Origin of the sequence: Pseudoalteromonas sp. APAL1 (assembly GCF_021532475.1) — a bacterium.
Lineage (GTDB): Bacteria > Pseudomonadota > Gammaproteobacteria > Enterobacterales > Alteromonadaceae > Pseudoalteromonas > Pseudoalteromonas lipolytica_C.
This window is the reverse complement of the sequence record NZ_JAKGAW010000038.1, coordinates 1-21,242: the sequence shown is the minus strand read 5'-3', so window position 1 is coordinate 21,242 and position 21,242 is coordinate 1. Positions and strand designations below refer to the sequence as shown.

Annotated in this window: 21 protein-coding genes; 20 read left to right on the top strand and 1 reads right to left on the bottom strand. The window is 40.3% G+C overall.

Going from position 1 to position 21,242, the window contains the following annotated elements; all coding sequences use genetic code 11:
• The first annotated feature begins 6 nt into the window (after positions 1 to 6).
• The 14 genes from L1264_RS16330 to L1264_RS16265 all read left to right on the top strand — a co-directional run bounded on the left by L1264_RS16330 (position 7) and on the right by L1264_RS16265 (position 18,007).
• Positions 7 to 612: an energy transducer TonB gene (locus L1264_RS16330; RefSeq protein ID WP_065979085.1), complete on the top strand. Its 606-nt coding sequence runs from the start codon at positions 7 to 9 to the stop codon at positions 610 to 612.
• A gap of 17 nt (positions 613 to 629) precedes the next feature.
• A complete protein-coding gene (locus L1264_RS16325; protein WP_199527712.1) occupies positions 630 to 1,937 on the top strand; it encodes a tetratricopeptide repeat protein in 1,308 nt (435 codons plus the stop codon).
• 290 nt (positions 1,938 to 2,227) lie between these two features.
• The gene (locus L1264_RS16320) at positions 2,228 to 6,328 is read left to right on the top strand and encodes a hypothetical protein (RefSeq protein ID WP_199527711.1); all 4,101 of its coding nucleotides are present in this window, start codon (positions 2,228 to 2,230) and stop codon (positions 6,326 to 6,328) included.
• Positions 6,329 to 6,393: 65 nt separating this feature from the next.
• Positions 6,394 to 9,084: a TonB-dependent receptor plug domain-containing protein gene (locus tag L1264_RS16315; RefSeq protein WP_199527710.1), complete on the top strand. Its 2,691-nt coding sequence runs from the start codon at positions 6,394 to 6,396 to the stop codon at positions 9,082 to 9,084.
• A 127-nt stretch (positions 9,085 to 9,211) separates the two neighbouring features.
• Entirely contained in the window at positions 9,212 to 10,108 is an 897-nt protein-coding gene (yegS, locus tag L1264_RS16310) for a lipid kinase YegS (protein WP_199527709.1), read from the top strand.
• A gap of 122 nt (positions 10,109 to 10,230) precedes the next feature.
• Complete coding sequence (gene asd / locus L1264_RS16305; RefSeq protein WP_199527708.1) at positions 10,231 to 11,373, top strand: aspartate-semialdehyde dehydrogenase; 1,143 nt, start codon at positions 10,231 to 10,233, stop codon at positions 11,371 to 11,373.
• 61 nt (positions 11,374 to 11,434) lie between these two features.
• On the top strand, positions 11,435 to 12,058 hold the full coding sequence (locus L1264_RS16300) for an FMN-binding negative transcriptional regulator (RefSeq protein WP_199527707.1): 624 nt from the start codon (positions 11,435 to 11,437) through the stop codon (positions 12,056 to 12,058).
• Positions 12,059 to 12,407: 349 nt separating this feature from the next.
• The gene (locus L1264_RS16295; protein ID WP_235404229.1) at positions 12,408 to 14,366 is read left to right on the top strand and encodes a methyl-accepting chemotaxis protein; all 1,959 of its coding nucleotides are present in this window, start codon (positions 12,408 to 12,410) and stop codon (positions 14,364 to 14,366) included.
• A 130-nt stretch (positions 14,367 to 14,496) separates the two neighbouring features.
• Positions 14,497 to 16,035: an EAL domain-containing protein gene (locus L1264_RS16290; RefSeq protein WP_199527705.1), complete on the top strand. Its 1,539-nt coding sequence runs from the start codon at positions 14,497 to 14,499 to the stop codon at positions 16,033 to 16,035.
• Positions 16,032 to 16,466: a GNAT family N-acetyltransferase gene (locus L1264_RS16285; protein ID WP_199527704.1), complete on the top strand. Its 435-nt coding sequence runs from the start codon at positions 16,032 to 16,034 to the stop codon at positions 16,464 to 16,466. Before L1264_RS16290 ends, L1264_RS16285 begins: the two co-directional genes overlap by 4 nt.
• Before the next feature lie 14 nt (positions 16,467 to 16,480).
• A complete protein-coding gene (locus L1264_RS16280; RefSeq protein WP_199527703.1) occupies positions 16,481 to 16,684 on the top strand; it encodes a hypothetical protein in 204 nt (67 codons plus the stop codon).
• Positions 16,685 to 16,836: 152 nt separating this feature from the next.
• Positions 16,837 to 17,217: a VOC family protein gene (locus tag L1264_RS16275; protein WP_199527702.1), complete on the top strand. Its 381-nt coding sequence runs from the start codon at positions 16,837 to 16,839 to the stop codon at positions 17,215 to 17,217.
• A 6-nt stretch (positions 17,218 to 17,223) separates the two neighbouring features.
• A complete protein-coding gene (locus L1264_RS16270) occupies positions 17,224 to 17,511 on the top strand; it encodes a hypothetical protein (RefSeq protein WP_199527701.1) in 288 nt (95 codons plus the stop codon).
• Between the two features lie 70 nt (positions 17,512 to 17,581).
• Entirely contained in the window at positions 17,582 to 18,007 is a 426-nt protein-coding gene (locus tag L1264_RS16265) for a hypothetical protein (RefSeq protein WP_199527700.1), read from the top strand.
• Between the two features lie 87 nt (positions 18,008 to 18,094).
• Here the strand turns inward: L1264_RS16265 and L1264_RS16260 are convergent, their stop codons facing one another.
• Positions 18,095 to 18,901, bottom strand: a complete 807-nt coding sequence (locus tag L1264_RS16260) for an ion transporter (protein WP_171040467.1) — start codon at positions 18,899 to 18,901, stop codon at positions 18,095 to 18,097.
• An 88-nt stretch (positions 18,902 to 18,989) separates the two neighbouring features.
• Between L1264_RS16260 and L1264_RS16255 the strand changes: the two genes are divergently transcribed.
• The 6 genes from L1264_RS16255 to L1264_RS21515 form a co-directional block, all read left to right on the top strand.
• The gene (locus L1264_RS16255; protein WP_135926471.1) at positions 18,990 to 19,196 is read left to right on the top strand and encodes a hypothetical protein; all 207 of its coding nucleotides are present in this window, start codon (positions 18,990 to 18,992) and stop codon (positions 19,194 to 19,196) included.
• On the top strand, positions 19,189 to 19,461 hold the full coding sequence (locus L1264_RS16250) for a hypothetical protein (RefSeq protein ID WP_199527698.1): 273 nt from the start codon (positions 19,189 to 19,191) through the stop codon (positions 19,459 to 19,461). The genes L1264_RS16255 and L1264_RS16250 overlap by 8 nt, the downstream gene beginning before the upstream one ends.
• Before the next feature lie 2 nt (positions 19,462 to 19,463).
• On the top strand, positions 19,464 to 19,904 hold the full coding sequence (locus L1264_RS16245) for a hypothetical protein (protein WP_199527697.1): 441 nt from the start codon (positions 19,464 to 19,466) through the stop codon (positions 19,902 to 19,904).
• A 59-nt stretch (positions 19,905 to 19,963) separates the two neighbouring features.
• On the top strand, positions 19,964 to 20,158 hold the full coding sequence (locus tag L1264_RS16240; RefSeq protein WP_036971837.1) for a YwbE family protein: 195 nt from the start codon (positions 19,964 to 19,966) through the stop codon (positions 20,156 to 20,158).
• Positions 20,155 to 20,682: a DUF4240 domain-containing protein gene (locus L1264_RS16235; protein ID WP_199527696.1), complete on the top strand. Its 528-nt coding sequence runs from the start codon at positions 20,155 to 20,157 to the stop codon at positions 20,680 to 20,682. The genes L1264_RS16240 and L1264_RS16235 overlap by 4 nt, the downstream gene beginning before the upstream one ends.
• 213 nt (positions 20,683 to 20,895) lie before the next feature.
• Positions 20,896 to 21,242: DUF805 domain-containing protein (locus L1264_RS21515; protein WP_235404227.1), on the top strand; the 347-nt coding region annotated here is incomplete at its 3' end.

Below are 21,242 nucleotides of genomic sequence, written 5' to 3'. Positions count from 1 at the left end.
TGAGCGATGCGTTATATAGTTGCATTAATCATCGCGGGTATCGTGACTGTCATGCTGTTTTTAGGCATGCAGGCACTGATCACCGGTGGTGAAGGGGCCATGTCTGAGCCCGTAAAAGGAAACGTACTTGATTTTGTTCGTCTGAAAAAAGAAGAGACAGTGCAAAAGAAAGAACGTAAACCGCAAAAGCCACCAACGCCAAAAGAGCCACCTCCGCCAATGGAATCACCGCAAATGCAAAACAGTGATCCTAACGCGAGCAATGCCAATTTTGACTTTGGTGCCAGTGTTGAAGCCGACGTTAATTTATCCGGGGGGTTAGCGCTTGAATCAAGCGACGGTGAATACCTACCGATTGTAAAAGTAGCGCCTGTTTATCCGCGCCGAGCTTTATCACGTGGAATCGAAGGCTATGTGATTGTTGAGTTTACAGTAACGAAGCAAGGCACAGTACGTGACCCAAAAGTGATTAAAGCTGAACCTGAGTCACTGTTTGACCGCGCTGCGATGGATGCAGCACTTAAATTTAAATATAAACCGCGCGTTGTTAACGGTGAAGCCGTTGAAGTAGCGGGCGTACAGAACAAAATTTCTTTCCAGATTAACGGTTAGAAAAGAGGAATGCGATTATGAAACCTTTAAAAGTTGCCGTGATTTGCGCGGCTGCTTTCACAAGCAGCCTGGTAATCCCAAGCGTTGTTAGCATGTTACCAGGTGTCACACTGGCAACAGCTTACGCTGAGGAGCAAAAAACCAAACGAGTACCTGCACTGCGCGAAAAAGTGTATAGCCAATTAGCACGAGCACAAAAGCTGGCTGATGATGGAGATGCAAAAGCAGGGCTAGAAGCACTTGATAGTATCCAAGAGCGCTCTTCAAGCATGAACTCGTATGAAATTGCCATGATGCATAATTTCTACGGTTTTATTTATTACAACGAAAACGACTTAGATAAAGCAATTGCATCGTTTGAAAAAGTAGTAAAAGAAGACGCGATCCCAGAAACATTACGTGTAAGCACCACCTTTAGCTTGGCGCAACTTGCGATGGCCAATAGCGATTACGAAAAGGTAATCAAATATTTAGCACAGTGGGATGCGATTAACGACAAGCCTAAAACAGATGCTTATTACGTATTGAAATCACAAGCTTATTATCAGCTTAAAGAGTACCAAAAAGGCATTGAGAACATTAACTTAGCTATCGCAGAAGCCGACAGTAAAGGCGAAATGCCAAAAGAAAACTGGTTAATCTTACAGCGTGCTATGTACTACTCACTTAATCAGTCTGACAAGGTGGTCGAGGTACTTGAACGCTTAGTGAAACTTTATAACAAGCCAGAGTACTGGGTTCAGTTAGGTGGCATGTACGGTGAAACGGGCGCAGAGAAAAAGCAATTAGCGATTTTAGAAGCGGCCTATCAACAAGGTTTCATGAAATCTAAATCAGATTTACGTCAATTATCACAAGTGTATTTATACAACGGCCTGGCTTTTAAAGCTGCGAAAGTGATGAGTAAAGCAATGCAAGATGGTGTGGCTGAAAAATCAGCAAAAAACTACGCCTTTGTTGCAGAAGCAATGGTGCAAGCTAAAGAAGACGAAAAGTCGCTGCAATACTTTGCAAAAGCAGCTGATTTAGTAACACATGGCCAGTACGATCAGCGTATTGCCGAGGTGAGTATCAACCTTGAAAAATACGAAGAAGCAGCGGATGCAGCGCGTAAAGCTCTCGATAAAGGCGGTTTAGAGTTTGAATCAAATGTGTATGTTGCCTTAGGTATGGCGCAGTATAATTTACAAAACTTTGATGCCTCGATTTTAGCGTTTGAGCAAGCTGAAAAGCACAAAAAGTCACAGCGTTTAGCTGAGCAATGGATCAAGTATGTGAAGCGTGAAAAAGTGCACGCCGAAACATTACGTACCGCTTTACTCTAAATTGTATTCAACAGGTAAGCGTACAAAAGAACTAATTTATAATCGCAACACCAAAGCTGCCTTCGGGCGGCTTTTTTCCGTTCTTAAAATTAACTAACTTCCTCTTTTTTAAATAATTAATATTGTCATTTTATGTTTATTAAAGTGTAACTAGTTTGTCATACAGCTCCCGTAAGGTAGTCGCAGTTTAAAACTCAAGTGACCCAAAAGCATTAAGTTTCAGTGCTTTTCGGTGACTTGAGTTTATGCGCTAACACAATAATTAAATATCTATCTTAACGGAGTGAACAATGAAATTATCTGACTTATTTAAAGTTAGTCTGGTAGCTGCTGCAGTTTCTTTAGCTGGTTGTGGTGGTGATTTAGTCGTTAAAGAAGGCGACACCACTGTAAATGAAGGCGATAACATCACTAATATCATCGATAACGGTGGTGACAATGGTGATAACGGCGGCGATCAGTCAGGTCGTGATGATTCTCAAAATGCGACAACAGGTTTTCCAACTGACATCGAAAATGCTTTAACACAAGGTTTAGCGACAGTTGTTTCTTCAGAATTCCCAACGATCACTGATAAGCCAGTTTACCGTTTGAAAGCAGATACTACTTTTACTGCAGATGTAACGTTAACAAATGACGCTCACTGGATTTTAAATGGTCGCACAGCGGTTGGTAACGATCGTGCAGATAATGCTGTTCTTTACATCCAACAAGGTACTACATTAATTGGCGAATCGGGTGACGACTTCTTAGTTGTTCGTCGTGGTTCACAAATCGAATCGGTAGGTACTGTAAGCCAGCCAATCACAATGACTTCGATTCAAGATGTGACTAATGTTGAAACGTCTATCGGTCAGTGGGGTGGTTTAGTTCTTCTTGGTAATGCACCAGCAAACTCATGTGGTGACCAACAAGGCGAAGCAACGGCAGACGAACTTGCAAACTGTGGTGTTGCAGCAGAAGGTGATGCAGGCCAGTTCGGTGGTAATGTTGCAGATGATAACTCAGGTACATTGAAATACTTAGTTGTTAAACATGCAGGTAAAACACTGGGTAATGGTGACGAATTAAACGGTATTTCATTTGCAGGTGTTGGTTCTGCAACGACTGTTGATTACATTCAAGTACACGAAAACTTAGATGATGGTATTGAGTTCTTTGGTGGTACTGTAAACGTAAGCAACGTGGTACTTACAAGCATTGGTGATGACTCACTAGATTGGTCATTTGGTTGGACTGGTACTGCGAAAAATGTATATATTCAACAAGCTGCGAACTTAGGTGACAACGCGATTGAAGCGGATAACTCTGAGTTTGATTCAGACGCTACACCACTGACTAACCCTACAATTGAAAACGTAACAATCGTGGGTGCTGAAGGTAACAATGGTATTCGTCTACGTGCAGGTACTGCAGGTATGCTGAAAAACGTTTTCATTACAGGCCCTGCAACGTATGAAAACTGTTTACGTGTTGGTTCTGATTCAGTTCCTCGCGCTGAAGATGGTTCACTCACTATCACTAACTCTATTGTTGCTTGTCAAACACCTGCTAATAACTTCGGTAGTGAAACCATTAATGGCGGTACTGTAAAAGCATGGTTTGAAGGCCAAGATGGTAACCAAACTCTAACACCGGCTGATTTAATGCTAGATGATAATGGTTATATGCCTTTAGCTGGTTCACCATTATTAGCAAATGGTCAAATCGGTGCATTTAGCGCAACAAACAACTGGATGGAAGGTTGGACTGTTGCTATCAATGGTGGCTTCCCTACTGATATCGAAAATGCAATGGCGCAAGGTCTTGCGACAGACGTTTCATCTGAATTCCCACAAATCACTGACAAGCCTGTTTATCGTTTAGCTGAAGATACAACCTTCACAGCAGATGTAACATTAACAAATGACGCTCACTGGATCTTAAACGGCCGTACAGCAGTGGGTGGTGACCGTACTGATAGCGCAACATTATATGTTCAAGCAGGTACTACATTAATCGGTGAAACAGGTGATGACTTCTTAGTTGTTCGTCGTGGTTCACAAATCAATGCTAATGGTAATGCAACAGCACCAATTACTATGACATCTATCCAAGATATGACAGGTGCAGAAACAGGCATCGGTCAATGGGGTGGTTTAGTATTACTTGGTAATGCACCGGCTAACTCATGTGGTGACCAACAAGGTGAAACAACAGCTGAAGAGCTAGCAAACTGTGGTGTTGCAGCTGAAGGTGATGCAGGTCAATTTGGTGGTGACGATGCAGAAGACAACTCAGGTGTTGTTCGTTATGTTGTTGTTAAACACGCAGGTAAAACATTAGGTAACGGCGATGAGCTAAATGGTATTTCATTCGCGGGTGTTGGTTCTAAAACAAAAGTTGAATACATCCAAGTTCACCAAAACCTTGACGATGGTATCGAGTTCTTCGGTGGTACTGTAAACGTTCGTAACGTTGTACTAACTGATATTGGTGATGACGCGTTTGACTGGTCATTTGGTTGGACAGGTCGTGCACAAAACGTATATATCCAACAATCATCAGTTGAAGGTGACAATGCAATCGAAGCTGACAACTCAGAATTCGATTCAAACGCTACACCATTAACTAAGCCATTACTTTCAAACGTAACGATTGTTGGTGCTGACGGTAAAAATGGTGTTCGTCTTCGCGCAGGTACAGCGGGTGTTATCCGTAACATGGTTATCACAGGCCCAGAAGGTTACAAAAACTGTTTACGTGTAGGTTCTGACTCTGTTGCAAATGCTGAGTCTGGTGAGCTTTCTATCGAAAACTCAGTGGTAGCATGTAGTGCAGAGAATAACTTCGGTACTGAAGCAATTGGTTCTGGTAATGTTCAATCTTGGTTCGAAGGTCAAACTGGTAACCAAACACTTACTGCAGCGACACTAAACCTTGCTACAGATGGTTTCACACCTAAATCTAGCTCGCCGCTATTAGGTGCAGGTGTTGATGCGTCAGAGCTTGACCCATTCTTCACTAAAACAAGCTACATTGGTGCATTTGACGGTGACAATAACTGGATGGAAGGTTGGACAGTTGCTGTTAACCCTAGCTTCCCTACAGATATCACAAACGCAATGGAACAAGGTCTAGCGACTGATGTTTCAGCAAGCTTCCCACAAATTACCGATAAGCCAGTGTATCAGTTAGCACAAGATGTTGTTTTCACATCTGACGTAACTCTAACTAACGATGCTCACTGGATCCTTAAAGGTCGTACAGCAGTGGGTGGTGACCGCACTGATAGTGCTACTCTTTATGTTCAATTTGGTACAACGCTAATCGGTGAAAGCGGTGATGACTTCTTAGTTGTTCGTCGTGATTCTAAGATTGAAGCGGTAGGTACTGCAACTCAACCAATCGTGATGACATCAATCCAAGATATGACAGGTGCTGAAACTGGCATTGGTCAATGGGGTGGTGTGGTACTTCTTGGTAACGCACCAGCTAACTCTTGTGGTGACCAAGTGGGTGAAACAACAGCTGATGAACTTGCAAACTGTGGTGTTGCTGCAGAAGGTGATGCTGGTCAATTCGGTGGTAACCAACCAGAAGATAACTCAGGCACACTTAAGTATGTTGTTGTAAAACAAGCCGGTAAAACACTTGGTAACGGTGATGAGCTTAACGGTATTTCACTTGCAGGTGTTGGTAGCCAAACTGAACTTGATTATATCCACGTTCACGAAAACCTGGATGACGGTGTTGAGTTCTTCGGTGGTACTGCAAGCATCAGCCACTTAGTACTGACAAACATCGGTGATGACTCGCTAGATTGGTCATTCGGTTGGACTGGTAATGCACAATATGTATTAATCAAGCAGTCTTCTTCAGAAGGTGATAATGCAATTGAAGCTGATAACTCAGAGTTTGACTCAAATGCATCACCTTTAACTACACCTACTATCTCTAACGTAACTATCATCGGTGCAGATGGTGTAAACGGTATCCGTTTACGTGCAGGTACTGCGGGTATGCTTAAAAACGTAGTAGTAACAGGTGGTGAAGGTTATAAAAACTGCTTACGAGTGGGTGCAGATTCAGCTCCTCGCGCTGAAGATGGTTCACTAACAATCAGCCACTCAGTAGTTGCATGTACAGCAGATAATAACTTCTCAAGCCAAGCAATTGGTACGGGTAATGTTCAATCTTGGTTCGAAGGCCAAGAAGGTAACTCTATCATGGACGCAGCTATGTTAGGTCTTAGCGACAACGGTTATCAACCAAGTGCAGAATCAGCACTACTTGGTAACGGTTTCGATGCTTCAAGCCTAAATAGCTTCTTCGATAAAGTAGATTACATCGGTGCAATGGATGCGCAAACAGACTGGACAGCAGGTTGGGTAAAAGTAGGTCTTAACTAAGCCCTTCTAATCCATGGTCGGGGGCAACCCCGGCCAGCTTCTAGTTTTGTTTTCGGAGTATAATAATGAAATCTTTTACCCCCTCTAAACTTGTGCGTTCAAAGATAAACCACGCAGTGCTTGCAGCATTAGTTGGCTTATCAGTGAATACTGCCTATGCAGCGGATGAAGCACAAGAAATTGAAGAAGTGGTTGCTGTAGGACAGCGTTTAAAAGGGAGTGCTGGGGCGGTACTTCAAGAGCGTCAAAATCAAGCTTTCGTTGCCGATATCATGGGTGCAGAGCAAATCTCTCGTACTGGTGATGGCGATGCTGCATCGGCACTTCGTCGTGTAACAGGTTTGACACTTGTTGATGGCAAGTTCATTTATGTTCGTGGTTTAGGTGAGCGATATTCGAGTACTCAGCTTAACAGCATGTATGTACCAAGTCCTGACCCAACTCGCTCAGTTGTACCGCTTGACTTATTTCCATCAGATATTATTGAAAGTTTAAGTGTTCAAAAATCGTTTTCACCTGATATGCCAGCGCATTTTGGTGGTGGTAACGTAAATATTAGAACCAAATCAATTCCGACTGATTTTTTATTTAAAGTCGATATTGGTACTTCTTATAACACCAATAACAGTGATACAGGCTACTTCTATGAAGGTGGTGATGATGACTGGATGGGGCGTGATGATGGTACTCGTGCGTTACCAAGTGAGTTCATCGATGCCTTTTATGGTGCGGGCCTTGAAGGCGATATCAACACAACACTGGCTGAACGCCAAGCATTGATGTCGGCTCTTGATTGGAACATTTCAGCAACTGAAAAAGACGTTGATCCTGAAATGAGCTTTTCAGTGTCGCTAGGCGACCGCTTTGAAAGTGAAATGGGTACGTTTGGTGTACTTGCCGCTGTTTCGTACGAAAATGAGTGGGAAGTAGCACAAGAAAAAAGTGGTACTAACCTTGGCAGCTTAGGTTGTGAAGACAAGTGTTTTGCTCAGTATTACGATGGCACATCAACGGAACAAAATGTGCGTTGGAGTGGTACATTCAATATTGGTTATGAGTTTAATTCAAACCATAAAATTGAGATGACAAACATTGCACTGCATGACATGCGTGACCGTGTTCGTAATCGTAATTTCTATGATGCCAACGAAACTGAAGAAGGTGTTCGTGACCTTCGTCGCGTTGATGTTGTGTACGAAGAGCGTGAAATGTTCTCTAGCCAATTAAAAGGCACACACAACTTTATCGACTTTAACAACTTGTTTGTTGATTGGTATGCCGGCACAAGTCGTGCAAATCGTGATGCACCAGGTGGTGTAGATGCTGTTTTCCAACGTAACTACGACGATGGTTCGTTTGTTTCTGAGCAATTACAAGATGTTTCAGCTACTAACGTAACCCGTGAATTCCAAGTTCTTCATGATGAAGTTGATACTTGGGGTTGGAACATGGGCATGCCATTTTATGGTGAAGGCTATGAGCTTGAACTAAAAGTGGGTGGCGATTTCTCAGAGAAAACACGTACTGCAAATAATACGACATTTGGTATTACGCACCGTGGTATTGCTGATGATTTTACCTATGGCTCACGTTTAGATGAAATTTTCGCTTACGATAACATCAACAATGATGCTTTTTACGCAAGTTCAACCGGTTCTGGCATTTTTGATGACAGAACAACAGACGGTGATAAATACAGTGCGGCGCATAAGTTAGATGCTTATTACTTTATGGCTGATTATTTCATCAATAATACTTGGCGTATTACTGGTGGTGTTCGCTGGGAAGATTTTGCCCAAGTATCGGTTCCATTTAAGGCTCACAGTAATTTATTTGATGCGACAACAGAAGAGCTAGCTGAAGTAGCAATTAAAGAAGATGATTTCTATCCATCTTTAGCTGTGACTTATATTATGGATGAAGAAATGCAATTTCGTTTAAATTTAAGCGAAACAACCATTCGTCCAGATATGCGTGATGTAAGCTCAACGTTCTTCGTTGATCCGTTAACTGAATTCCTAGTTCGTGGTTCACCGACATTACAAAGCTCAAAACTTAAAAATGCTGATTTCCGTTTTGAATGGTATATGGCATCGGGCAATAACTTATCAGTTGCATTGTTCTACAAAGACATTACAAACCCTATCGAAATGGTAGAGCTTGCAGGTGTAGGTGGTGCTGCGCCACAGCTATTAACTGCAAACGCTGAATCGGGTGAGTTAACGGGTATTGAAGTTGATTTCTTGACTGATTTTAGTTTTATCAGTGCCGATTGGTCGAGTGTGTTCTTGTCGGGTAACGTTACGCTATCTGACTCAAGTGTGAAACTAGGTATTGATGATTCTGACGGCGTTGATTCGTTGTTTGAGCAGCAATTAAAAGATGCACTTGATGCCGATACCGTGTCTAACATTGTTACTAATGATGAGCGCCGTTTAGTAGGTCACTCTGAGTGGGTAGCAAACTTACAGATGGGTTATGACTCTGCTGATGGTTTCCACTCGACATCGCTTGTATATAACGTGTTTGGTCCGCGTATTATTGTACCGGGTACTCGCGGTAATGAAGATGCAGAAGAGAAGCCATTCCATTCGCTTGATTTAGTTTATTCTTACTTCCCGAACTTTAACACAAAAGTGAAGTTCAAAATTGAAAACATCCTTGGTCAAGATAAAGAAATTGAGCAAGAAGGTTTATCACTTTGGAAGAAAGAAGAAGGCACTAAGTTTAGCTTAGGCTTCAGCTACGAGTTTTAATTAAACTCCCCAAGGAAGGATACAATAATAAATCCTAACGTTGATTTAGCCCTGCAATAGCAGGGCTTTTTTGTCTAAAAACCATTGCGTGTTATGGTAGTTCTAAGTGTTAAAACAGGGATTAAAAATGGACTTACGATTAATTTTAAATGGCAAAAAAGCGGCTGATGAGCAGCTTCGTGAAGCAATTAGTCAATTTCGAGCCAGTCAGTCTCTTGCTGTGCGTGTTACCTATGAAGGGGGTGACATTGAGCGCTTTATTAATGAGGCCGCTGAGGAAGGCGTGAAACGTGTTGTTGTGGCTGGTGGCGATGGCACTGTTAATGAAGCCGTTAATGCATTAATGAAAATGGAAAAATCACAGCGTTTAGAGCTTGCTATTTTACCAATGGGCACGGCAAATGACTTTGCCACAGCCGCTAACATTCCTGACGGGTACTTGCCAGCACTTGAACTTGCCGCACAGGGTCAGCCGTATGCAATTGATACAGTTGAGGTTGATAAACGTTATTTTGTAAACGTAGCCAGTGCGGGCTTTGGGGCAAAAATTACCGCAACCACACCACCTGCACTGAAAAACTTACTCGGTGGTGGCGCATATACCTTGGCAGGGCTTGTTCAAGCGCTGAGTTTTGTACCTTACAGTGGCGAGCTTACCCTCCCTGATGGTGAACGAACTTCGGGCGATATTATTGCTGCTGCCGTGTGTAACGGCCGCCAAGCGGGTGGTGGTCAGCAACTTTCACCACATGCATACATAAACGATGGCTTGGTTGATTTAGTGGCGTTTACATCATTTACAATTTCAGATGTACCAGCGGTTATCGAAGAGCTAAGCAACTATCCTAATTCATCACAGCAATGGGTAAAACGTTTTCAAGTGCCATGGCTTGAATGGCAAACACAAACAGAAATGCCAATAAACTTAGATGGCGAGCCAATCACCTCAAAACAACAACGTTTTGAAGTGCATGCTGGTGCGCTTAACTTAGTGCTGCCAGACGGTTGTCCGCTAATACGATGATGAAAAATTTTGATGTTACTCGGTTTGCGCTGGTTTTGCTTTGGCCGCAATGCTAGATTATCCCTGTAAAAATTAAACTCTCACGCAATGGACTTTAATTTTTAACAGTTTAGGTAATTGGAATGAATCAAACAGTGGAACAAACAATGAAAAAAGTAGGATTAGTCGGGTGGCGGGGCATGGTTGGCTCTGTGTTATTAGATCGTATGCAACAAGAAAATGATTTTTCTAAAATCGACACCACTTTTTTCACCACCTCACAAACCGGTCAATTAGGCCCTGATCTTGCGGGTCCTGCTAAACCGCTTTTAGATGCTAATGATATCGCTGAGCTTGCGAAGATGGACATTATTGTCACTTGCCAAGGCGGTGACTATACCAAAGCCGTTTACCCGCAATTACGCGAATCAGGTTGGCAAGGTTACTGGATTGACGCAGCATCGGCACTGCGTATGAGTGACGATAGCATTATTGTTCTTGATCCAGTCAATAAAGACGTGATTGATCAAGGCTTAGAGCAAGGTGTTAAAACCTATGTGGGTGGTAACTGTACTGTATCATTAATGCTGCTAGCGCTAGGCGGTCTATTTGAACAAGACTTGATTGAGTGGGTTAGCCCAATGACATATCAAGCCGCTTCGGGTGCTGGTGCACGTAACATGAAAGAGTTAATTGCGCAAATGGGTGCAATTCACGAAACAGTGGCAGACAAACTTGCTGATCCTAATGCTGCGATTCTTGAAATTGATAAATTAGTTACCGAAAAAATTGCCTCAAGCGATTTACCACAAGATCAGTTTGGTGTGCCTTTAGCCGGTAGCCTTATCCCTTGGATTGATGTACCAATGCCAAGCGGTCAGAGTAAAGAAGAGTGGAAAGCGCAGGTAGAAGCGAACAAAATTTTAGGTAGCAGCCAGCAGCCTATCCCTGTTGATGGCTTATGTGTGCGCATTGGTGCAATGCGTTGTCATTCGCAAGCAATGACAATTAAGCTACGCAAAGATATTAGCGTTGAGAAAATTGAAGAAATCCTTGCCTCTCACAACGAGTGGGTGAAAGTGATCCCGAATGATCGTGACATTACTGCAACAGACTTAACACCTGTAAAAGTAACCGGCACCTTGTCTATTCCGGTAGGTCGTATTCGTAAATTAGCGATGGGCCCTGAATATATCAGTGCGTTTACGGTTGGTGACCAACTGTTATGGGGTGCTGCAGAGCCACTTCGTCGTATGTTACGCATTATTGTTGATGGCCAACATTAATTACACATTTCAATATTAAGGCTAGCAGTTTGCTGGCCTTTTTTAGCACTAAAGGAAAGTAATGCACACCCCCAATAAATGGAAAATGACACCAGAGCGAGTGTCGCAGTTTATCAAAAACTACAGCTTTGCATTGATGGTTGATAGTGAGTTTGAGGCAACACATTTGCCTTTAGTTTATAAACCCGATGAAGGCGAGTTGGGCACTTTATATGGTCATGTGTCACGAGCGAATCGTCATGGCAAAAGCTTGCAAGATAAGCGTGTATTAGTGGTTTTTAATGGCCCGCATAGTTATATTTCACCCACTTGGTATGCAGAAAAACCTGCTGTATCGACTTGGAACTACGCTGCAGTTCATGCCATAGGGAAAGTAGAGTACCTCGATGATGACAACACCTTAGCATGCCTCGATGAGCTAATTAGCCAATACGAGCCGAGTATTTTAAACGACACTAGTTTGTTGCCAGCCGATTACCAAGCAAAGTTATTACGTGGCATAGTGGGTATTAAAATTGAACTTGACTCAATTCAGGCAAAAGAGAAGTTAGGCCAGCATAAATCGGATGAAGATCAACAAGGTGTTGTAACAGGGTTAAAAGCAGATAAACACCCAGATGCTCAGGCCTTACTTAGCTATATGCTTAAATATGGGGTAGGGATAGGCAATCTAGACGCTAGCTGATTTATCGATTCAGTAAGACTTACTACGCTAAGTTGTTTTAATACTATCTATACTGCACTGCTGTTTATTAAATCAAGAGAAGAATAGGCAGCAATTTTGCTTCCTGCAAATGCTGCCAATTGGTTGGAAACCGCTAAGTCCATTGTTGTTAAAATCGTGTTAATCACAATATTTAAAGTTAGTACATTACAAGTTTGTGTCAATATAAAGTGTAGGTACATATCAATTCTTATTGCTTATTTTATTAATCTATCAATGGTGGTTTAGTTGTATTGAATATAAGTTAAATAGCTTGCTGAAAGTTAAGTGATTAACTATATTTTCGTAAGTACCTAGCTGAGAACTCTCCATGAACATTTCTAAAAAATTAAAGTTATCTTTTGCATCGGCCATTGCGCTTCCTCTTATAATTATTGCCGTTTTAGTCATTACTCAATTAAGACAGCAGGCATTAGATAATTTCGCTGAACTAAGCGAACGAGAGGCGAGACAAGTCGATAACGGCATTAGTATGTTTTTTGACGAAATAGAGAAAAACGTCGATTATCTTGCTTCTCATTCCGCTATTTTAGACGCCGAGCAAGGCGTTAAAACCCATATGCAATCGCCTAATTCAGTGAAACTTGAGCACGCAAATGGCAGTAACACAGAAAAAACCGCATTTAACTTATTTGATCATTTAGGCAAAACCCATCCAGGCCTTGCTTACATCTACATGGGGAACGAGCAAGGTGGTTATATTCAATGGCCAGAGGGTGAAGTGACAGCAAATTATGACCCAAGAGTTAGGCCTTGGTATAAAACGGGTAAAGCAGCAAATGGAAAAACAGTAAGAACCAATGCCTATTATTGGGCGGCAGATGACATGGTTATAGTGTCCACAGTAAAAGCCATTAAACAAGCTGGCGAGTTTATTGGCGTACAGGGCATGGACGTCTCTTTGCAGGGCCTTACGGATATTATTGCTAACATTAAACTTGGTGAAACCGGCTATCTAATGCTGATTGAAGATAGTGGCAATGTGCTGGTTGATGTTAAAAATGCTGATTATCGGTTTAAACAATTAAGCCAGATTGATAATGGTAAATACAAACAGCTTGCCAATAACAATCATGGTCAGTTTGAAATAGACATTAATGGCAAAGATTACTTGGCTAATATTTATACTTCGCAAAAGCTAGGCTGGAAATTTATCGGTCTAGTTGAAAAATCTGAAGTAATGAGTGCAGCAAACGCAACGACTATTACCATTTTAGTCATCAGTGCAATTCTGATTGCTGTATTCATTCTTGTTGCTAGCTATATTTCTAAATTAATTTCTGCACCAATTGCTGAGGTAAGTGATGGCCTTACGGAGATATCCCAAGGTGGAGGTGATTTAACTAAGCGTTTAGTTATTAAAACACGCGATGAAACAGCAAAACTAGCAAACAGCTTTAATTTATTTTTAAACTTGATATCGGACTTGGTTAAGCAAATTAATGACTGCGCACAGAATGTTAGTGAGACTTCTGCACACACCTCGTCACAAGCTTCTCAATTATCGGGTTCAACATCTCAACAACAGCAAGCTCTTGAAATGGCGGCAACAGCTATTAATGAAATGGCGGCAACAGCAAATGAGGTTTCTGCCAGTTGTGCAAATGCAGCCGAACTTGCTTCGCAAACTCAACAAGCCTCTGAACTTGGACAAAGTGTTATTACTGAGACGGTTGATAGCGTTGTATCTTTGTCAGAAGTGATCACCAAAGCAACTCAAGATATAAACCAACTCGATGCTGAAAGTGAAAATATCATGTCGATTCTCAGTGTTATACGTGGCATTGCTGAACAAACTAATTTATTAGCGCTAAATGCTGCTATTGAGGCTGCACGTGCCGGTGACCATGGTCGAGGATTTGCTGTTGTTGCAGACGAGGTCCGAGCGCTATCGCAAAGAACATCAGAGTCAACAGAAGAAATAGCAAGTCAACTCGATACGTTGCGCAAGATGTCTGATCAGGTGTCTAAAGAAATGACAACCAGCTTGAACCGTACAAATAAAACAGTTGAGTTGGCGCATTCTGCACAGCAGCAATTTAGCGAAATTACTGCTTCAATCGTTAATATAAGTGATTTAAACACACAAATAGCGACCGCAGCCGAAGAACAACAGCACGTAGCTGAAGATATTAATCGTAATGTTGTAGAAATTAAAAACGCCGCTGACGATGTTAGTGATATTGCACAGGGAGCGCGTGAAAATGGCGAGCGGTTGAATCAGCTATCTCATCTACTTACCGACCTAGTCGGTAAGTTTAAGGTGTAGTTAAAATTGGGTCAAAATGCATTTTCTATATCAGGAACAGATTTTCTGTTCCTTTTTTATTGGAATTTGTTGATTTAATGGTAATTAAGGTTTAGTTTTTGTAATAATATAACTAAAAGATAAGTTACGCATGAAAGGAAAAACATTAAAGACAAACAATAATAAACAAACTATCTATATAGTTTTTATCATGGTTTTTTTTATCTTTTCCTTTCACCTCATTGTTAGTTATCTACAACTAAATTACCAAAAACAGTTTGCCAATTCTTTATTATTAAAAGCAGAAAGCATATCGAGTGATTTAGCGGCTTCGATGCGAGATGTTTCTGCTATATCCCCGAGTCAGTGTGATGCAACGACAATAAACGAACTTCGTATAATTCTTTCAAAATATGAATACACCCATGATTTAGGATTGATTTTTGATGATAGGGTTTTGTGTTCAGCTAACTGGGGATTATTAGACGCTCCTTTTTTACTTGAAGGGGTTTTTTATCATTCACCTTCTGGTTATCAATTTGCTGCTAAAGTTGGTGGTATTTTCCCTGTTCCGGCTAAATATGACATTACAAAAAAAGATAACGTTATTGCTTTTACTATCAATCAGCCTTTTAAGAGTTTTGATCATTTAGATAAGGGGTTTTCTTATAAAATTGTGTCAAAAAATAAGCAGCATACTTTTCATAATTACTCGTCGCAGTACCAATTAAAAAACAATACTTTTTTGAAATCTCAGGTATTAGAAATATGTAGTAAAAAGTTTCAATACTGTGTTGAAACAACGAATAATCGTCCTGGATTACTTTATTTACCTGTGTATGTATCTGCATTACTTATTTGTTTGATCGGGTTAGTCAGCTTTTTAATTGCTTACTCTATTATTTCATTTTTAGATAAGAATCATTCAATCGAGTTTAGGCTGCGTAAGGCCATTCAAAGCGGCGATTTATATTTAGAGTATCAACCAATTATTGAATTAAAAAATTGTAAAATTGTCGGTGTTGAGAGCTTGGTTAGGTGGAAAGACGCGGTTCATGGAAACGTATCACCTGAACTATTTTTGAGTATTGCAGAGCAGTTAAGTTTGTACTCAAAGTTGGCATATGACTCAGTTAAACGAGCATTTATAGAGCTTTCCCCGATTTTGCATCGTGACCCAGAATTCACAGTTGCCATTAATGTAAATGCTTATGAAATTCAGACTCCAGAATATTTAGACCGCTTGAATAAGCTTTGTGATAGGTATCAGATAAAACCTCAGCAAGTTAAAATTGAAATAACGGAGCGTATAGGTTTGCCTCTAAAAGAGTTATCTGATTTTGCTACAAGGGCAAAAGATTTTGGCTTCGTCATAGCGCTTGATGATTTTGGAACCGGGGTATCTAACCTTGTTTGGCTGACAGAGATTAACTTCGATATCATTAAAATTGATAAAATACTTACCCAATCGATCACAGATGAATTTAAAAAGGATATGGTATTAGCCATCATGTCTCTGGTTTCAAATCTAAATCGTCTGGTCATTTTTGAAGGTGTTGAGACGGTTGAAGAATACAGCTTTATAAAAGAATATAATTCTGATCATCAAGTCCAAGGTTGGTATTTTTATAAATCTTTATCATTAACCGAACTACATAAAGTACTTGATGATAAAAAAGGATTACAGTGAAAATAGAAAGTGTGAACTCTGATGATTATCCAGAGCTACTTGATGTGTGGGAAAACTCAGTACGAGCGACCCATGATTTTATAACAGAAGACGATATAGCCTTTTTTAAGCCAATTATTATTGAGCAAGCTTTTCCCAACGTAACTTTAAAGTGCATTAAGAGTGAACATAAAACAATTTTAGGCTTTGTTGGTGTACACGCTAGTAAAATAGAAATGCTGTTCATTTTAGATGCCGCAAGAGGTAAGGGGGTTGGTAAAGCACTTCTGAACTATGCAATTGAGCAATTAGCTGCCAACAAAGTGGATGTAAATGAGCAAAACCCACTTGCAGTTGGGTTTTATCAGCACATGGGTTTTAAAGTTGCCTCACGTTCCCCTTTAGATGATATGGGCAAGCCTTTTCCAATATTGCATATGGAACTTGTGTAGGAATGGCTTTAGCCGTGAGCAATATAATATTAGGCTTTGAAACGGCTCCCAAGCCGAAAGGTGATATTGGTGTAGGTCGTCATTTATGGCGACAAAACCTTGAACATTTTTCAAATTACGCGCTAAAGCACGACCTACAAACGCGCGAAACAAGTTTCACGCCCACGACGAATCACGTAGGAACGGCTTCAGCCGTGAATTTAGATGTTCGGCGTTAAAACGCCTCCTACAAACTTTCACCTTGTAGCTTTCTAACTTTCCTCCTTGAAACTTGAAACTCGCTAACTTTACTTTCGTCACTTATCTTTTGCTTAATTTAATGAACGCGATATGCTGAAGCAACGAATAAAGCATTACATTGGAGTGACTAATGAATCTCAATCAGGTGACGTTGCCTGTAAAGGATATGAACGAAGCGGTGGCCTTTTATTTAACATTAGGAATGATTCAGATTGTGGATACCCCGCATTACGCACGCTTTCAATGTCCAGATGGTGATGCCACATTTTCGTTGTCATTAGAAACTGAAGAGTTTAGTAATGATGCGGTCATTTATTTTGAACATGAGCAGCTCGATGAGCTTTATGCAAGCCTTGTTGAAAAAGGCATTAGTTTTGAACAGCCACCAACCGCCCAGCGTTATTTATGGACAGAAGCAATTCTAAAAGACCCATCAGGGAATAAAATTAAATTGTATTGGGCCGGAGAAAACCGCTTAAACCCACCATGGAAAGTAGAAAAAAGAGGGTGATATGTAATGAATATTTCAGCAAAAGTTACATTCTTAGTCATAAAACGCCCCCCTCATGCATTTAGATATACTGGAAGTGGTTGTTACACTCGAATTTCGTATTTGAACCGTGTTGATACCAGCTGTAGACTTATTTTTGAAGAGGGTAAAGAGTTCTTTGATGGAGAAACTGCTGATATATTTATAGAAGTGTTGGATTCATCTGCTCATCAAGGTATGTATATTGGTATGCCTTTTGAATTGTTTATATGTCATACAAAAATAGCAGAAGGCCAGATATCAAGCTTATTTTGAGAGTAATTAATGAATTTAAATAAATGCTTTGAGGTTAAATGAAGGGCTTAATGACATTAAAAAGAATTGTTTGGCGGGTGCTTTTTTTTTACTCAGCTTTGAATCATTTTCAGCTATTGCTTGTAATTGTGGGTATTCATTAGAACATTTTTACGAAACATCTAAGTCAGTTCACTTAATCAAGGTCACAAATTTAAAACTAATAAAAACCTCTGAGACTAATAACGTTAAAGTTGATTTTGATTTAACTGACACTCTATCGGCTAATAAATCTATACCTAAAAATATATTGCTTAAACCAGGTGGTTGTACACCAAGTTTGATGCCTGGGTTTGCATATGTAATTTTTATACCGAAAAATAATTCTACTGAAACATTTATAAATAAATGCACAGGCATTATTGAATTGGGTTTGCTAGAGCATCCAGCTGCTCAAGAACAAGTGAAAGCTATAAAAGAAGAGATTATAGAGTTGGCTCGTAAATATTCAGGTTGAGTTAGATTGCAAAAAGCTGCTTGATATTAATAAGTTTTAAAATGCAGGCGCTAGGGTCTAGGTCCTAGCGCCTAATAGCTAAAAACCTTACTGCTTTTCTTTCAATAGTTGTTTGAGTTCGGCCATTTCAGCTTGTAGCTGAGCAATTTGCCCTTTGGTAGCTGGCATGTCGGCATCAGATGTTTGCTCTTCTCGGGCGTTGCGATGCTCTTCAGACATAACTTCTAAAATTGCGCCGACCATCATGTTTAAAAATACAAAGGCTGTTAAGAAGATGAACGTTAGGTAGAAAATCCAGCTGAGCTCATACACAGCCATAGTTTCGTACATAACATCAGTCCAATCTTCAAACGTGGCAATTCTGAACAGGGTGAGCATAGAAATAGATACATCGCCCCATAATACCGGGTTAATATCAGCAAATAACATGCTACCCATAGCGGCATAAATATAGAAGATCACAAACATAAGCAGGGCGATATAGCCCATTTGCGGAATAGCTTTTAAAAGTGAGTTAACCAGCAGTCTAAGCTCTGGGATCATTGATACAAGTCGCAACACGCGGAAAATACGCAGTAATCGAGCGATAAAAATTGTTGAACCAGCTGCAGGGTAAAGGCTACCAACTACGATTATAAAATCGAAAATGTTCCAACCTTTGCTGAAGAAATCTTTAAAGCCCCGGCTTGCAATAAAGCGGATCACTAGCTCAACTAAAAAGAAAACCGTGATGCCTAAGTCCATCCAATGTAAGGCAAGCTCGGCCGTTGGATGAAGTGAATAGGTGTGTGCCCCGACTGTTAATGCCGAAATAACAATAACAGCAATAACAAATGATTGAAAAATTTTACTTTTATCGATACGCTGAAACAGCTGTTGTAACTGCGACAACATCATATAGAACCCTTTGGTAATATTATTTAAACCCACGCAATATACAGGAAAATGCAGCACCAATGTATAACTACATAAAGGAAATTAAATGTTTTTTAATGCTTTAAAATTGGCCGTAATCGCGACTGTTGCTGTGTGTTTATCAGCGTGTAGCTCAGATGCCCGTTATCATGAAATTCAATCGGCACGTTTAAGTGAATGCAATTATATGGCTGATAAAGAGTATCACGAGTGTGTAAAGCGCCAGCAGGACAGTTACGAAGAGTTTAAAAAACAACAAGCAGAACATGACTAAAACTGAAAAACGTCAAGACAAAGCAATTCGAGTTGCGTTAACACAAGCGTGTGAACTAGCAAAAGATCAGGTACACGAATTTTCATGGTTAACTCATACTGCTGATCTAAAAAAGCTACCGCAATCACTAAAAGTAAGTTGTTATTGTAAAGAACCGCCGTTAACCGCTGAGCAAACCCAGTTAATTACCAATCTAATTATCAAAGAATTGAGCGCTGTAGATTTAGCTATTAATGCAAAAGCAATTTCATTTTTAAAGGAATAATGATGAATTTAACCTCAAAAAAGTTAGTTACTCTAAATTTAGCACTGGCTGTGCTATGTGTTGGGTTCGGTGTCTATAGTGTGCAATCGGAACCAAATACTATTGTATCTTATAACGGGTTTATATTTGCAATCGGTTTTATGGTGCAGGCCTATCGCTCAACAGAAAAGTTCGCAGCCAAAACAGCCCTTAGTAAAACACTCACGACAACAGACACAAGCCTAACAGTTAAGCAGGTTTATTATGGTGATAAAGAAGAGACACTTGAATTAAGCCGTATTACCCAACTGAAAGTTGCTGATAACTATTTAGCCGTCATATTAGATGGCAACGGCCAAGGTTACGACTTTCAAATTAAAGGCAAGGCTGATGCTATCATTAAACGCTTAAATGAGATATTGCCAAAGGAGCTGCTTAAAAACAGCCCAATCAAACAGGTTTAATTTGGTAAGCCAGCCGCAAATAGCTATAATCGGCAAAAATTATTGAAAGAGATTTTGCAATGGCAGTGCCTACGCGTTCACAAATTTCAATTGGCTGCGAAGTCAACATTGTATTAAAACAAGATCAACGAACAGGTCAGTTAACTCAAGGCGTGGTGTCACGTATTTTAACTAAATCACCGAATCACCCGCATGGCATTAAAGTTCAACTTGATGATGGTCAAGTAGGGCGCGTGAAAGAGATTTTATCATGAGTGTTTTAAGCGAAAGTGAATTTTGGCAACTCGTGACCGCCGAAGATAAAACTGCTGAGCCTGAGTCTGTTTGTAATGCATTAAAAGCAAAGCTGACTGATTTATCTGACGAACAGCTGATGGAATTTGATAAGCAGTTTAACCTACGTATGCGCAAAGCCTATACCTGGGACTTATTTGGTGCCGCTTATGTAATGGCCGGTTGTAATGACGATTATGGTTTCTCTGAGTTTTTATGTTGGCTTATTTCACGTGGTGAACAGGCTTTTTTAAAGGCGCTTGAAAACCCAGACTCAATTGCAGAGTGTACGCCGGTTTATCATTTAAACGAACAGCCTTACCCGTATTTAGACGAATACGATTTAATTGCCGGTATGCTTTACGAAGAACGTAATGACGACGAGTTACCTTTTATTCCATCTGGCCTTGAGCAACCAAAAGGTAAACGTTTTAAAGATAAAACCAAGTATTTAAAACAAACATACCCAAATTTATATGCCAAATATTGGCAACAACCGAGTTAATTAAAAGCACCTTCATGGTGCTTTTTTTATGCTCTGTAAGCTACTAACTTAGGGTAAAAGGTTACATAAAAAAGAGCTAAGAAATTTATTAGTACCCAAATTAACTAAATTTATGTTATCTTATTCTTGCTAATACTAGTTTAGTTAATGTTATAAATCAGTGAGCTAACAAATAATAGTAGTTTACTAAAACACAATTCAAAGGAAATGACAGTGTCAGAAAACGTATATCAAGCCCCAGAATCAAATGTAGTATCAACTTCAACAGAAACAACAAGCCTTAGTGTAAAAGAAATACTATTTTCTTTTAACGGCCGCATTCCTCGCAAAACCTATTGGTTTTCAGTACTAGGGATGATTGCTGCTTCATTCGTTTTAATGTTTATTGCCGCATTGCTTTCGGGTGGTAGCGAATCAGCTATCTCTATAATTATGCTTATCTTATATGTGCCACTTATATGGTGTTCGCTAGCTATTCAAATTAAACGCTGGCATGACCGTAATAAATCAGGCTGGTGGGTACTAATTGGTTTTGTTCCTGTAATCGGTGGGATCTGGGC

What these genes read in the sequence shown, in the direction of transcription:
- L1264_RS16330 (WP_065979085.1), top strand. Translation starts at nt 7, where the DNA reads ATGCGTTATATAGTTGCATTAATCATCGCGGGTATCGTGACTGTCATG.
- L1264_RS16325 (WP_199527712.1), top strand. Translation starts at nt 630, where the DNA reads ATGAAACCTTTAAAAGTTGCCGTGATTTGCGCGGCTGCTTTCACAAGC.
- L1264_RS16320 (WP_199527711.1), top strand. Translation starts at nt 2,228, where the DNA reads ATGAAATTATCTGACTTATTTAAAGTTAGTCTGGTAGCTGCTGCAGTT.
- L1264_RS16315 (WP_199527710.1), top strand. Translation starts at nt 6,394, where the DNA reads ATGAAATCTTTTACCCCCTCTAAACTTGTGCGTTCAAAGATAAACCAC.
- yegS (WP_199527709.1), top strand. Translation starts at nt 9,212, where the DNA reads ATGGACTTACGATTAATTTTAAATGGCAAAAAAGCGGCTGATGAGCAG.
- asd (WP_199527708.1), top strand. Translation starts at nt 10,231, where the DNA reads ATGAATCAAACAGTGGAACAAACAATGAAAAAAGTAGGATTAGTCGGG.
- L1264_RS16300 (WP_199527707.1), top strand. Translation starts at nt 11,435, where the DNA reads ATGCACACCCCCAATAAATGGAAAATGACACCAGAGCGAGTGTCGCAG.
- L1264_RS16295 (WP_235404229.1), top strand. Translation starts at nt 12,408, where the DNA reads ATGAACATTTCTAAAAAATTAAAGTTATCTTTTGCATCGGCCATTGCG.
- L1264_RS16290 (WP_199527705.1), top strand. Translation starts at nt 14,497, where the DNA reads ATGAAAGGAAAAACATTAAAGACAAACAATAATAAACAAACTATCTAT.
- L1264_RS16275 (WP_199527702.1), top strand. Translation starts at nt 16,837, where the DNA reads ATGAATCTCAATCAGGTGACGTTGCCTGTAAAGGATATGAACGAAGCG.
- L1264_RS16270 (WP_199527701.1), top strand. Translation starts at nt 17,224, where the DNA reads ATGAATATTTCAGCAAAAGTTACATTCTTAGTCATAAAACGCCCCCCT.
- L1264_RS16260 (WP_171040467.1), bottom strand. Translation starts at nt 18,901, where the DNA reads ATGTTGTCGCAGTTACAACAGCTGTTTCAGCGTATCGATAAAAGTAAA.
- L1264_RS16255 (WP_135926471.1), top strand. Translation starts at nt 18,990, where the DNA reads ATGTTTTTTAATGCTTTAAAATTGGCCGTAATCGCGACTGTTGCTGTG.
- L1264_RS16250 (WP_199527698.1), top strand. Translation starts at nt 19,189, where the DNA reads ATGACTAAAACTGAAAAACGTCAAGACAAAGCAATTCGAGTTGCGTTA.
- L1264_RS16245 (WP_199527697.1), top strand. Translation starts at nt 19,464, where the DNA reads ATGAATTTAACCTCAAAAAAGTTAGTTACTCTAAATTTAGCACTGGCT.
- L1264_RS16240 (WP_036971837.1), top strand. Translation starts at nt 19,964, where the DNA reads ATGGCAGTGCCTACGCGTTCACAAATTTCAATTGGCTGCGAAGTCAAC.
- L1264_RS16235 (WP_199527696.1), top strand. Translation starts at nt 20,155, where the DNA reads ATGAGTGTTTTAAGCGAAAGTGAATTTTGGCAACTCGTGACCGCCGAA.